Genomic DNA, 13,770 nt, shown 5'->3' with positions numbered 1-13,770 from the left:
ACAGCGTCCGTGGTGTCATCCCCTGGTCGCCGGCGTGTTGCCGCGAGGGCCCGGTCCGCCAGGCGAGGCGAGGGCCCGGTGCGCCAGGCGAGCAGCCAGGACGTCAGCGGGCGGAGCGGGCCCAGTCGACCAGCCGGTCGGCGTCCCAGGTGTTGACCACCCGGTCGGCGGGCACCCCGCACAGGGCGGCGCGCTCGCAGCCGAACCGCTGCCAGTCGAGCTGACCAGGGGCGTGCGCGTCGGTGTTGACGGCGAAGTCGCAGCCCGCCTCCAGCGCCCGGCGGATCAGCCGCTTCGGTGGGTCCTGCCGCTCCGGCCGTGAGTTGATTTCGACGGCCACCCCGTGCTCGGCGCAGGCGGCGAAGACGGCGTCGGCGTCGAAGTCGCTCTCCGCCCGGGTACGCGGCCGGTGCGCCCGGTCGCCCGGCCCCTTCACCCCGGCGGGCCGGGACGCCACCATCCGCCCGGTGCAGTGGCCGAGGATGTCCAGGTGCGGGTTCGCGATCGCGGTCAGCATCCGCCGCGTCATCTTCGCCCGGTCGTCGTTCAGGCCGCTGTGCACCGAGCCGACCACCACGTCGAGGCGGGCCAGCAGCTTCTCGTCCTGGTCGAGCGACCCGTCGGCAAGGATGTCCACCTCGATGCCGGTCAGGATCCGGAAGCCCTCCGGCAGCGCCTCGTTGACCTTCGCCACGTGGTCGAGCTGCTTGCGCAGCCGGTCGGCGGTCAGGCCACGGGCCACCTTCAGCCGGGGCGAGTGGTCGGTCAGCACCACGTACTCGTGGCCCAGCTCGACCGCCGCGAGCGCCATCTCCTCGATGGGTGAGCCGCCGTCGGACCAGTCGGAGTGGGTGTGGCAGTCACCGCGCAGCGCGGCACGCAGCGCGGTGGCCGCCTCGTCCAGGTCCGTGCCCTCCGTGGCGAGCAGCCGCCGCAGGTAGACCGGCTCCTCGCCGGCGAGCGACTCGGCCACGCAGCGGGCGGTGACGTCGCCGACCCCGGACAGCTCGGTGAGCTTGCCGGTGCGGGCCCGCTCGGCCAGTTCCCTCCCCGGCAGCGCGGCGAGGGCCGTGGCCGCCGAGCGGAACGCCCGGACCCGGTAGGTCGCCTCGTTCGCCCGCTCCAGGAGGAAGGCGATCCGGCGCAGGTCGGCGATGGGGTCCCGGGCGCTCATGCCATGGAAAATACGCCTCCGCGCCGCCGGTCGCGGGACGACCGACGGCGCGGAGGGCCATGGAATCAGCGGAGGCGTACGGAATCAGGAGTGCGGCAGCTTCACCAGCGACCTGTCGCCGATGCCGAGGGTGGTCGGGTTGTTCCCGATCGCCGACCAGACCTCCACCCGCACGGTGCCGTTCGACAGGTTGCCGAGGGCGCCGGTGGCGGAGTGCAGGCCACTCTGCTGGGTGTAGCGCTCGTACCCGGGAACCGGGTCGGTGGCGAAGTAGCGGTACGTCTCCACCCGCTCCCAGCTGCCGTTGCCGGTCAGGTCGTAGGAGACCCGCACCTGCACCCCGTTGCCGACCGCGTTGCCGGCGTCGAGGAACAGGTCGAACGTGGTCTGCCCGCCGCCGTACGCCAGATCCAGGCCCGTGGCGGTGAACACCTGCGGGTTGGTCGGCGTGCCGTCGCGGTTCGCGCCGCCCGCGCCGGCCACCGTGGCGGTCGCCGGGCTGCCGGCCGCGGCCAGCCCGCCACCTGGCAGCAGGTACCGGGTGGGGAAGTCCGACGACGGCGGCGGGGTGGTGGGCGGCGGGGTCGTCGGCGGGGCCGTGGTGGGCGGCGGGGTCGTCGGCGGGGCGGTCGTGGGCGGCGTCGTGCCGCTGACCCCGCCGGTCGCGGTGCCGCCGCTCCAGGTGTACGCCCCGCTGGTGGCCGTCTTTCCGGCGGGCACGGCGAGCCGGGTGCCGTCGGAGAACGTGACCGTCAGCGGCGCGGCGGTGATGTTGCTCGCCACGTAGGTGCGCGCGCCGTTGCGCTGGAACACCGCCGCCAGCGGGTGGTTGGCCGTGACCGGGGTGTGCACCGTCCCGAGGGCCGCGAGGTTGCGGATCCAGTGGAAGGTGTGCGCCCGGCTCTCGCCCTCCTCCGGCGTGTACCCGGGGTTCGCGCGGAGCTTCGCGAGCGCCGCGTCCGGGTCGCCGAGCGCCAGGAACTGCCAGAGGATGTCCTGCCACACCGTCGGTTCGCCGCCGTTGTTGCGCACCAGTTCCTGGTAGTTGGCGCGGTTGGACGCCGGGTACTGCCCGAGGTAGAGGTGCCCGCCCGTGACCGGGAGCATGTTGATGCCCTGGATCATCTCCGGGTCGGCGCTGAACCAGGTGGCGTACGCGCCGCCGTCACCCCAGACCATGCCGACCGTGGAGTGCCCGAACGCGGCCGGGTAGTTCTCGTTCGTCACGTCGAACCAGTACTCGTGGATCGCTGCGGCCTGGGTGGTGTGGATGAAGATGCCGGCGTCGCGAACGGCGGTGTTGCCGGTCGCCTGACCCCACTGGATGAGGGCGTTGGCGAAGTTCATCCCCTCGGACGAGGACTCCTGGTTGTTGCCGGCGTTGAACGAGCCGTGCCCGGCGGCCCAGTCGTGCCCGGCGTAGATGTCGAAGTCGCGCAGGTACGGGAAGCGGTTGTCCGTGCGGTCGTAGTTGTTCGCGTCCCGGATCAGCAGGTCGATCATGCCGCCGTACTGGTCCTGCCGGGCCCAGGTCGGGTCGAACTTGGCCAGCGTGGCGGCGGCGGCGATGTAGTAGCCGTAGTGGAAGTGGTGGTCGTTGAGTTCCTGGTCGGAGCCGTAGGAGGCCGGGTAGCCGATCAGGGTTCCCCAGTTGCGGTCGTAGTGGAAGACGCCCTCGGTCTCCCCGGGCGTGGCGGTGAGCCAGTCGTTGAGGGTGCCCCGGATGGCGTTCAGCGCGGCGGTACGCGTCTCGGCGTCCCCGACCTGGTCGGCGATCTCGGCGATCCGGGCGGCCCGGCCCAGGCCCTTGCCCGTCCAGTAGGTGTCGGTGCCGCGCTGGTCCATCGGGTTGCCCCGGACCGCCGCCAGGTGGTTGCGCAGCGTCGTCAGGTCCGCCCCGGTGCCGGTGGCGACGGCGGGAACCTCCGGCAGTACGCCGTTGAACTTCATCGAGGTGCGGAACGCGTCGACGCCGGTGAGCACCTTCATCCGGCCGCGCGCCGACGGGTAGGTGAGCGCCAGCGGGGTGGCTCCGGTCAGCGACCGCCACTGGTGCGGGTAGAGGCTGACGACCGTCCGGTTCGCCGTGCCCTCCCGGGCGGTCGTGGTGAACGCGTACGTGGTGTTGACGGTGCTGGTCGCCTGGTCGTAGGCGTACGAGACCCGGGTGCCGGTGACGTGGGCGTGGGCGTACTGGCCGTAGGTGGTGGCCAGCCCGGCGCGGGTGGCGGCGTCGGTGCTCGGGGTGGTGGGCAGCAGGGCGACGGAGAAGTAGCCCTTGCCGGCCAGGGTGGAGGTGATCCGTCCACCGCTGACGGTCCAGGTGGCGCCGGTGGGCGCGTACGCCACGTAGTCGTGCCCCCGGACGGTGAAGCCGATCGTGGCGCCGCTGTTCGACCAGACCGTGGGGCTGCCGCCGGTGGCGTTGACCAGGGCGTTGCCGCCGCTGGTGCGGAAGTACGCGAACGGAAGTCCGTGGCCGATGGTGGCGCGCATGGTCCGGGTGCCGTCGGTCCAGTGCGGGGTGACCGTCCAGTCGGTCCAGCCGTCGACCTTGACGACCGGGGCACTCAGCCCCGCGATGCCGACGCGGATGTCCTCGGAGTACGTGTACTTGAACTCGCCGACGCCGGTCGCGGTGCCGCTGATCGTCGGGGTGGAGGTGGCCGAGATCCCGAGGCCGTCGCCGGCCGGCTGGTAGGAGGCCGGGTGCGCGTGCAGCGGCTCGCTGTAGGAGCAGTTGGTCCGCTTCCACAGCAGCGACGACCACCAGTCGTTGGTGGGTACCGGCCCGGGGGGCGCGTCGGCGGTGGCGAACTGCCGGGGGTTGGTGGTCATGTCTCCGCAGCCGGTGGGCAGGGGGCCCACGCGGTCGGTGGTGTAGCTGCCGGCGCCGACGGTGGCGGCCTCGGCGGGGGTGGTGGTCACGACGGCGAGGCCGCCGAGGGCGAGGGCCAGGGCGGAGGTGGCCGCCACGGCCCAGGTGCGGCGTGTCGCAGGAGGTGTCACAGTGCCTCCGGTCGGGGGGCGCCGGTCGGGGACGGGCGCGTTCTGCGAACGAATTGTGTGGAAAGTGGTCTCAGAGAGCGCTCTCTTGCGACGGGACGCTAGCCCAGCGTCGAGACTTCCGTCAATGTTTCCCAGCGATGAAGCGCTGATGACGACAAACCGGAGCGGGTCGTCAGGCGGTCGGCGGGGCCTTCGGGCAGCCGTGCCGGCGGTGCCAGGCGGCCACCTCGGCGGACGGCTCCTTGTTGCCCTTGCGCCGCCACGAGTTCAGGTACGGCGCCGGCCAGACCACGCCCCGGCGGATCCACCAGCCGTCCCGGCCCGTGCACGGCGGGGAGATGCCGAAGTGCAGGTGGCACACGTTGTTCGCGTTACCGGTCCGGCCCACCTCGCCGAGCCGCTGCCCGGCGCGCACCCGCACCCCGACGTCGATGCCGTCGGCGACGCGGCGCAGGTGGGAGCCGTAGTAGCGCACCCCGTCGTCGCCGAGCAGCGACACCGACAGCCCGCCGTTGTGCGGCCCCCGCGGCCCGCGCCTGTCGAACCGGTCGACCCGGCTGACCTCGAGGAGGACGCCGTCGGTCACCGCCACGACCGGCTCGCCACAGTCGGCGAAGATGTCCGTCCCCGGATAGGCCGAGTGGGTCGGGTGGTAGGCGACGTTCGCCGCGCGTACCGGAAAGACGTGCGGCAGCCCGGCGCGGGTCGGCGCGGTCGACGGGCCGGTCGGGGCGGCGGCGCCGGTCGGGCTGGGAGCGCCGGTCGGGGTGACGGCCGGCGGCGCGGGCTGCCCGGCCGTCGCCGGCAGGCTCGGCCGGGGTGCGCCGGGCGTCGTCCCGGGCCGCGTCGTCGCGCAGCCGGCGGCCAGCACCGGCACCAGCACCAGCAGGACCGGGTACGCCGGACGCGCGCGGCGTCCGATCGTCGGCGAGGGCATCCGGTCATCCTCGCAGAGTCGGTACGGTGGTGGAGGTGCGCGGCAGAAGGGGAGGGGTCGATGACGACCGGACGGTACGCCTTCCCGCCTGAGCCGGACGCCGGGTTCCGGCCGGCGCCACGGGTCCCTTCCGGGCTCTTTCCGTCCACGCCGCCGTCCCAGCCCACCTACCGCGAACCGCACCCGGTCACCGGCGCGGGCGTCGCGTCCGGCGCCGCCGTGGCGACCGTCTGGCTGCTCCTGTTCGGCCTGCTCGGCCGCGGCGTGCCCGGGTACGCCTGGTGGACGCTGCTGGCCGGCGGCCTGGCCTGGCTGGCCGCGCTGCTGCTGGTCCGCGCGGGCGACCGGGGCGTGGCCACCGGCATCGCGATCGTCACCGCCGGCGGGTGGAGCATCGCCGCCGCCATCGTCACGGTGCGGTGGGTGTCGAGCGGGGACTGGCCGCTCTGGTGAGCCCGGTCCGGTCCGTCCCGCGACCCGCCTGGCGGGACCCGTTCCGGCGGGCCCGTGGCTGCGCTGCGTCGCGGGCCGGCTGCGCAGCGAATCCTGCCTTGACGTGGCCGCCCGAACTCGGCACCCTCGGCGTTATGGCCTGGACCACTCCGCGGCTCGATCCCGAGCGCAGCCGCCGTCGCCAGCAGCTCCTCGCCGAGTTGGCGGGCGCCCGGGCGGTACGCCAGCGCGTACGGCCGCAGCGGGTGCGCAGCGAGCGCCTGCGGGAGCTGATCGCCACCCGCCGCCGGGTCGCCGGCTGACGACCGGCAGACTTTCCCAGGATTGACCGGCCCTTCGGGGCGTTGACCGGTCGCCTGCCGACCCGACCGGCTAACGTGCACGCGTAACGGGTCGGCCTGCCGAGGCTCTTTTGGGGGAACCGTGTCGTACTTCGCTGCGGCCGTCGTACGTGACGACAGCGGTTGGACGGCCGCCGAGGTGAACCTGCGGGGGGTCACCGACATCGAGGACGTCGCCGACCGGCTGCGCGACGTCGACTCCGACGCCGACCTGTCGCTGCTCTTCGTCGAGGCCGACGACACGTACCTGGTGGTCATGCGCCTGGACGAGGGGGAGGACCTGCGGGTCTTCGGCTCCGACTCGGCCTACGCGGAGGAGTCCCGGCTGGGCGCCCTGCTGGTCGGGGACCTGAAGACCTCGGTGACCGGGCTCGACGACACCGACGAGCCGCGCCCGTCCGGCCGTGGCGACGACGACACCGAGCAGCCCGCCGTCGACCCCGAGGCCGACCCGGTCGGCGAGGCGGACCTCCTGGCCGACCTGGGCATCCCCGCGCAGAAGCTGCTCAACCTCTGCGCGCAGGAGGGCATGATGCCGGCCGACGTCACCGCCGAGGTGTGCCAGGTGCTCGGCTGCGCCGACGAGGTCGAGGAACTGCGTGAGGTCTGAGCCGTCCGGGCCCGGCCGGGCCGGTACGGGCGGCGCCGAGCCGGCCGACGCGACCGATCCGGCCCTGGGCACCGTACGCCCCGGTCAGCCGACCCCGGGCGCGGCGGGCCGGGTCGGGCCCGGCGCCCACGAGGGGCTGGCCGAGCCGGACGGCGCCGGCCGGCGGCAGCGGCACGAGCTGTGGATGCGGCGGGCCCTGGCGGTCGCCGTGACCGGCCCCGACAGCCCCGCCGACGCGGGCCCCGACGCCGCCGACGACATCCCGGTCGGCGCCGTGCTCTACGGGCCGGACGGTGCCGAACTGGCGATCGGGCGCAACGAGCGGGAACTGACCGGCGACCCGACCGCGCACGCCGAGGTGCTGGCGCTGCGCCGGGCCGCCGGACGGCTCGGCCGCTGGCGGCTCGACGGCTGCACCCTGGTCGTCACCCTGGAACCCTGCACGATGTGCGCGGGCGCGCTGGTGCTGGCCCGGGTGTCCACCGTGGTCTTCGGCGCCTGGGAGCCCAAGACCGGGGCCGCCGGGTCGCTGTGGGACGTGCTGCGCGACCGCCGGCTCAACCACCGGCCGGAGGTCTACGGCGGCATCCTGGAATCGGAGAGCGCCGCCATCCTGCGCGCCTTCTTCCGGGTGTGAGGAAGGCACCTTCTTGACGTCTGCGGTTCAGGAAGGGCCCCTTCCTGACCCCTCGGGCGGGCCGCCCGTGCCGGGGTGACGGGGCTCAGGCGTCGGCCGGGGCGGGCCGGAGCAGGGTCGCGGCCACCGCGCGGGCGGTGTCGGTCCAGGGGGCGGGGCGCAGGGTCGCCGGGTCGACCCGGACGATCGACCGCTGGCCCTCCGCGTGCACGATGCGTCCGTCGACTGAGTGGAACCGGTAGGCGTACCGGGCGCTGCTGGTGCCGAAGTGGTCGAGCCAGAAGTGCACCGCCACGGGGCCGGTCCCGGTGACCGGGGCCCGGTAGGTGATGGTGAACTCGCGGACGGCGTGGAACACGTCCGGTGCGCTCTGCCGGCCGGCCTGGAACGCGACACCGTGGTCCGCCCAGTACCCGGTCAGGGCCCGTTCGAGCAGCACCGCGTACCGGGCGTTGTGCAGGAGGCCGAACGCGTCGAGGTCGTCGAAGTGCACCGCGACGTGCGCGACGTGACCGAACTCGACGGCGGGCTGGTCGACGATGGCGTGGCTCATGAGAGGCCTTCCGGTAGCAGGGTCGGATCGGGGCACAGTGCCCGCAGGCGGTTCAGCAGGCCCTGGCGGGCGTGCCGGTAGGCGGTGTCGGGGTCCAGCAGCCGGGAGCGCATCGCGGCGGTGATCCCGAGGGCGTCGATCTCGTACGCCAGCTGTGCGACGTCCACGTCGGCGGGAAGCTCGCCGGCGGCGACCGCCTCGCGGACGAGCTGTTCGAGGAACGCGGTCCAGCGGCCGAACACCTCGGCGAGCCGGTCCCGGACCGGGCCGGGGCGCGCGTTGTACTCGAAGTCGGCGCTGGCGAAGAAGCAGCCGCCGGGGAGCACCCGGGCGGCGAAGAAGTCGATCCGGGCCTGGTGCAGTGCCCAGAGCCGCCGTACGCCCCGGGGGGCGCGCAGGGCCGGCTCGATGACCCGTTCCCGCTGCTGCTCGACCGCCCGGTCGACCGTGGCGAGCTGGAGCGCCTCCTTGGAGCCCCAGTGCGCGAAGAGGCCGGACTTGCTGACGCCGAGCGTGTCGGCGAGCTGGGCGAGGGAGAGCCCGTGCAGGCCGACCTCGGTGGCGAGGACCACGGCGGCGTCCAGCGCCGCGGTGCGGGTCCGGTCGCCCCGCGCGACGCGTCCGTCGACTGTCATGGGCAGAGGCTAATGAATAAGCACGACCGTTCGTATAGTTTCTTGGCGTGACCGTGGTCACGACACAGCGACGCCGCCCGCCATCCGGGACGGACGGCGGGCGGCGTCGGGGCCGACGAGGATCAGGCGATGATCGTGTCCAGGGCGATCTCGACCATCTGGCTGAAGGTCTGCTCACGCTCCTCGGAGGTGGTCTTCTCACCGGTCTTGATGTGGTCGCTGACGGTCAGCAGCGTCAGGGCGCGGGCCTTGAACCGGGCGGCGATCGTGTAGAGCGCCGCCGACTCCATCTCCACCGCCAGCACGCCGTACTCGGCGAGGCTGTCGTAGAGGTCCGGGCGGTCGGTGTAGAAGGCGTCCGCCGCCAGGATCGGCCCGACCCGCATCGCGATGCCGCGCCGCTCGGCCACCTCGACCGACGTACGCAGCAGCCCGAAGTCGGCCACCGGGGCGTAGTCGATCAGCCCGTCGAAGCGCATCCGGTTCATGTTCGAGTCGGTGGACGAGCCGATCGCCGCGATCACGTCGCGCAGCCGCAGGTCCTCGCTCAGGGCCCCGCAGGAGCCGACCCGGATCAGGCTCTTCACGCCGTACTCGTTGACCAGCTCGTGGGCGTAGATCGAGGCGGAGGGCATGCCCATGCCGGAGCCCTGGACGGAGACCTCGACGCCGTTGTGGCGGCCGGTGAAGCCCAGCATGCCCCGGACCGTCGAGTAGCACTGCGCGCCCTCGAGGTAGGTCTCCGCGATCCACTTCGCCCGCAACGGGTCGCCCGGCATCAGGACCCGCTCGGCGATCTCTCCCGGCTTCGCGCCGATGTGCGTACTCATGGCAAGGATCCTGCCAGGCCGCCCCGGGGCGTACCGGTTCGGCGTCCGAACCCGGGGTCATGTACCCTTCTCGGCGGTGGCGTGTCCGAGCGGCCTAAGGAGCACGCCTCGAAAGCGTGTGAGGGTTTACGCCCTCCGAGGGTTCAAATCCCTCCGCCACCGCTCGTGAAGTGCGAGAACGCCCGGCAGATCCGCAAGGATCGGCCGGGCGTTCTCGCATGCACCCCCCCCGCACCCCTGCCTGCGTCGATCATGCAGTTGCGGTGTCCCGCGAAAGGGGCGTCTGGGTAGCTGTTGCCCACCGCGAGTGCATGATCGACGTCGAGATGGGTGGGGCGGGGCGGAGGGGCCGGTCAGCGGCGGGTTAGTTCCTTTTCCAGGCGGGTGATGAGGGTCTTGCGGGACTTGCCGTCGCGTTCGCGGCGCAGCGCCGACTTCAGTTGGCCCTTGTCGAGGTCGCGGACGAGCTTGGCCGCCTCGGCGACCGGCAGCTCCGACAGTTGTTCGGCCGACGTGGCGTTGCGGCGGGCGCGTTTGGCCGGTCCGGTGTTGGCGACGTACTGCTTGCCGGACTTTGATTCCTTCCGCTTCTTGGCGTCGGTCGCCCGCTTCTCCTTCTCGGAGAGCTCCTTCCAGGCCTGTTCGGGCAGGTAGCGACTCGTCTCGTCGCCGTGCCGCGCCCGGGTGTCGCCCTCCTTGGTCTGCCAGTGCTCGCCGCCCCAGCGCTGGAGGGACTTCTGCCGTTCGTCCTTCGGGCCGACGAAGCCCCCGCCGCGCCTCTTGTACTCCTGGGTGACCAGCTGCGACTTGCGTGCCGACCACTGTCCCGGCCGGCCGCCCTTGTCGGAGGCCTTGATCTCTTCCTTGACCTGCTCCCTGAGTTCGGGCTTCGTATACCGCGCCATGCCGCCGGTTACCCCACCTCGCGGCCCTCACGCGTCAAGCCTGCGCGGGGCTCAGCAGGGGCTGTGGCCCTCGTCGAAGAGGCGCTGGGCCCAGTCGGCGTACCCGGCGATGATCTTCTTCACCGCCCGCCCGTCGTGCAGGAAGAGGTACGCCCGGTCGCCCTGCCGGGCGAGCAGCCCGTCGAGCCGGTACGTCCCCTGTGGAGCGTCCAGCTCCCGGGCGGACGGGTAGCGGGTGCGGACCTCGTCGACCGGCATGCCGGCGGTGACTCCCTGCGGGGTGCGCGTCGCCTCGCCGAGCCAGAGCAGCACCAGCCGGTCGTCGACGAAGATGGGACTGGTCGTGTCGTACCCGGCCAGCGCCGGGCCGCAGGCGTCGATGTCGGAGCGCAGGATGCCCCGCCGGGTCAGCTCGTCCTCGGTGTCGCCGAACTCGACGTCGCGCAGGCCGTTGAGGTCGACCACCTCGACGGCCCCGACGGGCCGGCCGTCCAACTCGCGCAGCGGCGGGTGCACGCCGCTGCCCGAGACCCAGGCAGCCGTCGTCAGCGCGGCTATAAAGCCAAATTGTCGCAATTTCATGGAATCCCCCAGTCCCCAACGGGACCGGGCCGTTCAGGTTGCTGCCCGCCCGCAGATTGCCGGTTTTCCCATTCCTCGGCCAGCTCGTCCCAGTAGTCGGCGCTCAGCCGTCGGCGCCCGTGCGCCAGCCAGCCGGCGGTGCTCCGCTCGACGTGCAGGCCCAGCTCGGCGAACGGGTCGATCCACGCGCCGGGCTCCGCCCCGAGCCGGGCGAGCGCCGCGTTGAGCGGCCACTCCGGACGCGGCCCGTCGAAGAGACGGTCGAACCCCGGCCCCCAGCTCACCTGGCCGCCGAGCCACACCAGCGCCGACTGGTAGCCGGCGCCGCCGAGGAACTCCGCCTCCAGGTACGCCACCGGACCCGACCGCGACCAGCGGGCGAGGACCTCGGCGAGGGGTGCCGAGAGCACCAGGTGGAACGGCTCCTCCGGGGACCGCTCCGTCGTCGAGTAGTCGGGCGGCGCCCCGGTCAGCTCCTCGACCAGTTGCGGGGTGACCGGCAGCAGCGCGAACTCCTGGCGCAACTCGCCGAGGACCGCGTGGTCCAGGTCGGCGGTGTGCTCGCGGAGCAGCTCGGCGTCCGCGACGACCGCGCTGAGCTGGTAACCCATGGGAGCCCTCCGCCGTCCACAGCCTGTGGATGGAACATGTGTACGACGAGTCCCGCCTACGCCGTTCTCCGCACCGTACCCAATCGTCCCCTTCCGGCACCGCCCCGCAATGCCGCACTGCCGGCCCTCCTCCGGGCGTGGCGCGGCCTCCGGCGAGGGTCGGTCGGGCAGGGCGGAGAGGCAGGAGGTGATCCCTGCCGCCGCCAAGGGCGGGTGGAACGACACGGGTGCATCCCGCGTCGGGAGGCACCCGTGGTGTTCCACCCGCGCCTTGTGTCGGGGGTACCTCTGCCGTGGGCGGGCTCGGTTCAGGGGCGCTCGGCGATGGTGGCGACAAACGCGCGCCACGCCGCCGGCGCGAAGGCGAGCGCCGGGCCGGCCGGGTCCTTCGAGTCGCGCACCGCGACGACGCCGGGCAGGTTGTCGGCGACCTCGACGCAGTCACCGCCGTTGCCGCTGCTGCGGCTGCTCTTGCGCCACCGCGCGCCGTTCAGCTCCATGTCTCCGCCACTTCCGTGATGAGATCGACCGACTGCCAGTGGGACAGCGCCTCGCCGCGCACGTTCTCCCACGCAGCCATCATGGCGGCGATGTCCGCGGGATCGCTAACCAGTTGGCCCTGGAGTTGGTTGTCGAGGTAGCCGGCGACCCGGTGGTCGTGGCTGCTGGCGATCACGAACGGCCCGTTCAGGCCCGCGTAGGCGCCGACCGACGACAGCACGACGTGCACCCGCACGTGTGGTTCGGCGCAGGCGGCGACGACGGCCCGGAGCTGCTCGCGCATCGTGGCCCGGCCGCCGACCGGACGGCGCAGCACCCCCTCGTCGATCACGGCCGTGAACTGCGGCGGCTCGTCCTGCCGCAGGATGCCCTGGCGGGCGAGCCGGGAGGCGAGGTGGCGCTCGACGTCGCCGCGGGGAAAGAGGCCGCCGCCGGTCAGCACGGCCCGCGCGTACGCCTCGGTCTGGAGCAGGCCCGGCAACACCATCGATTGGTACGACCGCAGCGACACCGCCTCGCGCTCGATCTCCTGCCACGGACGGAACCAGATCGGGTCACGACGTCTCGAAGTGTCCGGCCAGATGTCCGACACGTCCCGGCGGAGGGCCTCCGCCGCCCCCAACCGGTGCCGGGCGTGCGGGATGCGGTCCTCGGTCAGCCACCGCCCGACCGTCTTCGGGTCGACGCCGACGGTCTCGGCGAGGGATTCGATCGTGTGCCCGGTGTCGCTGAGCGCCACCCGGAGCGCATCGTTCACGGGCTCCTCCCATCGGATGTCTCAAATATCTGGCGACCATAGCGCTACGGGATGTATCTGTCTGCCCACACACGGCAAGTTGGGGTGACGAAGACGGCGCGGCCGGTGGAGGCGAAGGAGCCCGGCGGTCGGCGTCAGTCGCGGGGCCGCCCCGGCGGGGAGGGCGGGGCGGCCCCCCTCCAGTCCCACGTCCCTGCCAGCCCGGCCCTTTCAGCCTTTCGTCCCGCCAGGGCGAGCCCTGCCGAGCCGCCAAGGAGGTCCGCCCGTGCCAACCCGCCGCGCTCCAGTCTCCGAGCATCGGGGCGAGCCCCGTCCCCCGGCCGACCGCGACGATCCGCCCCCACCGGCCGCCCCCGCCCGGAGCCGGCCGGTGGGATGGCCCGCCGGTACGACCATCCGCGTTCCCGACGACGCCTACCGCTTCGGCGAGGGCCCTCTGACGCTGCGCGTCACCGAGGTGCTGAGCGTCGGCCCGTTCGAGGGTCGGCTCTGGGCCGAGGTACGCGGCCATCAGGTGAACGCCGACGGCACCCTCCGCCCCCGCGAGCGCTTCGCCTCGATCCGCGTCGACCGCGCCCGGGTGATCGCCACCGATACGCCCCGGGTCCGGGCTGCGGACGGGCTCGGGGCGGCTCAACAGCCCGGGACGGCTGATCGGCTCGGGACGGTGGACCGGCTCGGGACGGAGCAACCCGGGTCGGTGGACCGGGTCGGGTCTGCGGGACCGGCGGCGCGGTGAGCCGCCGCACCCGGGAGCACGTCCCGACCCGGCCCACGTGGCGGTGCCGGGCGTGCGGCATTGCCTGGCCCTGCTCGCCGGCGAAGCTGCGGCTGCTCGGCGAGTACCGCCACGACCGCGCCGCGCTCACCGTCCACCTGGCGACTCTCCAGGTCGAGGCCGCCGCACAGCTCGTCGCACTCGACCCCGGCGTGAGCCCGGCCCAACTAGCCGACCGCTTCGTCTCCTGGGCCCGCCCACGCGGATGACCGCCCGCCGAGCCGCGCCCACCCGTGGCCGTGCCCGCTCGTTGCCGCGCCCACCCGTTGTCGCGCCGCCCGGATTCGTCCGGTGCGGCCCGTACCCGGGTCGGTGGTCAAGGATAGCCGAGGGAGAGCAGGACCGGGAAGGTCACCAGCGTGCCCGAGCCCACCACCGCGTTGATGGCTCCCGCCGCGACCCCGGCAGCCAGCACGGCCAGCCCGTCGGCGACGTTCAGCGTTGCGTTCACCTGTGT

Annotated in this window: 18 protein-coding genes and 1 tRNA gene; 7 read left to right on the top strand and 12 right to left on the bottom strand. The window is 73.2% G+C overall.

The window, feature by feature from the left end:
- Positions 1-103: 103 nt before the first annotated feature.
- The 3 genes from OG989_RS05885 to OG989_RS05875 all read right to left on the bottom strand — a co-directional run bounded on the left by OG989_RS05885 (position 104) and on the right by OG989_RS05875 (position 5,120).
- Entirely contained in the window at positions 104-1,174 is a 1,071-nt protein-coding gene (locus tag OG989_RS05885) for a PHP domain-containing protein (protein WP_151454832.1), read from the bottom strand.
- 84 nt (positions 1,175-1,258) lie between these two features.
- Positions 1,259-4,183, bottom strand: a complete 2,925-nt coding sequence (locus OG989_RS05880; protein WP_327029915.1) for a glycosyl hydrolase — start codon at positions 4,181-4,183, stop codon at positions 1,259-1,261.
- Positions 4,184-4,355: 172 nt separating this feature from the next.
- Positions 4,356-5,120, bottom strand: a complete 765-nt coding sequence (locus OG989_RS05875; RefSeq protein WP_327029914.1) for a M23 family metallopeptidase — start codon at positions 5,118-5,120, stop codon at positions 4,356-4,358.
- 60 nt (positions 5,121-5,180) lie between these two features.
- On the opposite strand from OG989_RS05875, the gene OG989_RS05870 reads away from it, so the two are divergent.
- From OG989_RS05870 to OG989_RS05855, 4 genes are all read left to right on the top strand, one after another.
- Positions 5,181-5,573, top strand: coding sequence for a hypothetical protein (locus OG989_RS05870; RefSeq protein WP_151457442.1), 393 nt, complete (start codon positions 5,181-5,183; stop codon positions 5,571-5,573).
- 134 nt (positions 5,574-5,707) lie between these two features.
- Positions 5,708-5,875, top strand: coding sequence for a hypothetical protein (locus OG989_RS05865; RefSeq protein WP_165947875.1), 168 nt, complete (start codon positions 5,708-5,710; stop codon positions 5,873-5,875).
- 121 nt (positions 5,876-5,996) lie between these two features.
- Entirely contained in the window at positions 5,997-6,524 is a 528-nt protein-coding gene (locus tag OG989_RS05860; RefSeq protein WP_311414585.1) for a tRNA adenosine deaminase-associated protein, read from the top strand.
- 184 nt (positions 6,525-6,708) lie between these two features.
- A complete protein-coding gene (locus tag OG989_RS05855; RefSeq protein WP_327031117.1) occupies positions 6,709-7,161 on the top strand; it encodes a nucleoside deaminase in 453 nt (150 codons plus the stop codon).
- 85 nt (positions 7,162-7,246) lie between these two features.
- Here OG989_RS05855 and OG989_RS05850 read toward each other — a convergent pair whose 3' ends face one another.
- The 3 genes from OG989_RS05850 to deoD all read right to left on the bottom strand — a co-directional run bounded on the left by OG989_RS05850 (position 7,247) and on the right by deoD (position 9,179).
- Positions 7,247-7,714, bottom strand: a complete 468-nt coding sequence (locus tag OG989_RS05850; protein WP_327029913.1) for an acyl-CoA thioesterase — start codon at positions 7,712-7,714, stop codon at positions 7,247-7,249.
- Positions 7,711-8,349 (bottom strand): TetR/AcrR family transcriptional regulator, encoded by a 639-nt coding sequence (locus tag OG989_RS05845; RefSeq protein ID WP_327029912.1) that lies wholly within the window; start codon positions 8,347-8,349, stop codon positions 7,711-7,713. The genes OG989_RS05850 and OG989_RS05845 overlap by 4 nt, the downstream gene beginning before the upstream one ends.
- A gap of 122 nt (positions 8,350-8,471) precedes the next feature.
- Positions 8,472-9,179, bottom strand: a complete 708-nt coding sequence (gene deoD, locus OG989_RS05840) for a purine-nucleoside phosphorylase (protein ID WP_327029911.1) — start codon at positions 9,177-9,179, stop codon at positions 8,472-8,474.
- Positions 9,180-9,254: 75 nt separating this feature from the next.
- Here deoD and OG989_RS05835 point away from each other — a divergent pair.
- Positions 9,255-9,341, top strand: a tRNA-Ser gene (locus tag OG989_RS05835).
- A 191-nt stretch (positions 9,342-9,532) separates the two neighbouring features.
- Here the strand turns inward: OG989_RS05835 and OG989_RS05830 are convergent.
- From OG989_RS05830 to OG989_RS05810, 5 genes are all read right to left on the bottom strand, one after another.
- A complete protein-coding gene (locus OG989_RS05830) occupies positions 9,533-10,084 on the bottom strand; it encodes a DUF5872 domain-containing protein (RefSeq protein ID WP_327029910.1) in 552 nt (183 codons plus the stop codon).
- 51 nt (positions 10,085-10,135) lie between these two features.
- Positions 10,136-10,666 (bottom strand): hypothetical protein, encoded by a 531-nt coding sequence (locus OG989_RS05825; RefSeq protein ID WP_327029909.1) that lies wholly within the window; start codon positions 10,664-10,666, stop codon positions 10,136-10,138.
- Positions 10,663-11,277 carry a hypothetical protein gene (locus tag OG989_RS05820; RefSeq protein ID WP_151457425.1) on the bottom strand — a complete coding sequence of 205 codons (615 nt, stop codon included), beginning with the start codon at positions 11,275-11,277 and terminating at the stop codon, positions 10,663-10,665. The genes OG989_RS05825 and OG989_RS05820 overlap by 4 nt, the downstream gene beginning before the upstream one ends.
- A 308-nt stretch (positions 11,278-11,585) precedes the next feature.
- A complete protein-coding gene (locus tag OG989_RS05815; RefSeq protein WP_151457426.1) occupies positions 11,586-11,777 on the bottom strand; it encodes a DUF397 domain-containing protein in 192 nt (63 codons plus the stop codon).
- Positions 11,768-12,535 (bottom strand): helix-turn-helix domain-containing protein, encoded by a 768-nt coding sequence (locus tag OG989_RS05810; RefSeq protein ID WP_151457427.1) that lies wholly within the window; start codon positions 12,533-12,535, stop codon positions 11,768-11,770. Before OG989_RS05810 ends, OG989_RS05815 begins: the two co-directional genes overlap by 10 nt.
- A gap of 370 nt (positions 12,536-12,905) precedes the next feature.
- Between OG989_RS05810 and OG989_RS05805 the strand changes: the two genes are divergently transcribed.
- Together OG989_RS05805 and OG989_RS05800 are read left to right on the top strand one after the other, a co-directional pair.
- Complete coding sequence (locus OG989_RS05805) at positions 12,906-13,274, top strand: hypothetical protein (RefSeq protein WP_151457620.1); 369 nt, start codon at positions 12,906-12,908, stop codon at positions 13,272-13,274.
- On the top strand, positions 13,271-13,522 hold the full coding sequence (locus OG989_RS05800) for a flavin reductase (RefSeq protein ID WP_151457621.1): 252 nt from the start codon (positions 13,271-13,273) through the stop codon (positions 13,520-13,522). The genes OG989_RS05805 and OG989_RS05800 overlap by 4 nt, the downstream gene beginning before the upstream one ends.
- Positions 13,523-13,629: 107 nt before the next feature.
- Here the strand turns inward: OG989_RS05800 and OG989_RS05795 are convergent, their stop codons facing one another.
- Positions 13,630-13,764 (bottom strand): hypothetical protein, encoded by a 135-nt coding sequence (locus tag OG989_RS05795; protein WP_327029908.1) that lies wholly within the window; start codon positions 13,762-13,764, stop codon positions 13,630-13,632.
- Positions 13,765-13,770 lie beyond the last annotated feature (6 nt).

The sequence above is a fragment of the Micromonospora sp. NBC_01740 genome (genome assembly GCF_035920365.1).
GTDB classification, from domain to species: domain Bacteria; phylum Actinomycetota; class Actinomycetes; order Mycobacteriales; family Micromonosporaceae; genus Micromonospora; species Micromonospora reichwaldensis.
Note: the sequence above shows the minus strand (reverse complement) of the source record. Positions and strands in the feature narration are given on the sequence as shown.

Excerpts from the sequence above, each read along its gene's own strand:
- OG989_RS05825 (WP_327029909.1), bottom strand. The coding sequence starts at position 10,666 with ATGAAATTGCGACAATTTGGCTTTATAGCCGCGCTGACGACGGCTGCC.
- OG989_RS05875 (WP_327029914.1), bottom strand. The coding sequence starts at position 5,120 with ATGCCCTCGCCGACGATCGGACGCCGCGCGCGTCCGGCGTACCCGGTC.
- OG989_RS05850 (WP_327029913.1), bottom strand. The coding sequence starts at position 7,714 with ATGAGCCACGCCATCGTCGACCAGCCCGCCGTCGAGTTCGGTCACGTC.
- OG989_RS05870 (WP_151457442.1), top strand. The coding sequence starts at position 5,181 with ATGACGACCGGACGGTACGCCTTCCCGCCTGAGCCGGACGCCGGGTTC.
- OG989_RS05830 (WP_327029910.1), bottom strand. The coding sequence starts at position 10,084 with ATGGCGCGGTATACGAAGCCCGAACTCAGGGAGCAGGTCAAGGAAGAG.
- OG989_RS05855 (WP_327031117.1), top strand. The coding sequence starts at position 6,709 with ATGCGGCGGGCCCTGGCGGTCGCCGTGACCGGCCCCGACAGCCCCGCC.
- OG989_RS05820 (WP_151457425.1), bottom strand. The coding sequence starts at position 11,277 with ATGGGTTACCAGCTCAGCGCGGTCGTCGCGGACGCCGAGCTGCTCCGC.
- OG989_RS05845 (WP_327029912.1), bottom strand. The coding sequence starts at position 8,349 with ATGACAGTCGACGGACGCGTCGCGCGGGGCGACCGGACCCGCACCGCG.
- OG989_RS05815 (WP_151457426.1), bottom strand. The coding sequence starts at position 11,777 with ATGGAGCTGAACGGCGCGCGGTGGCGCAAGAGCAGCCGCAGCAGCGGC.
- OG989_RS05885 (WP_151454832.1), bottom strand. The coding sequence starts at position 1,174 with ATGAGCGCCCGGGACCCCATCGCCGACCTGCGCCGGATCGCCTTCCTC.
- deoD (WP_327029911.1), bottom strand. The coding sequence starts at position 9,179 with ATGAGTACGCACATCGGCGCGAAGCCGGGAGAGATCGCCGAGCGGGTC.
- OG989_RS05865 (WP_165947875.1), top strand. The coding sequence starts at position 5,708 with ATGGCCTGGACCACTCCGCGGCTCGATCCCGAGCGCAGCCGCCGTCGC.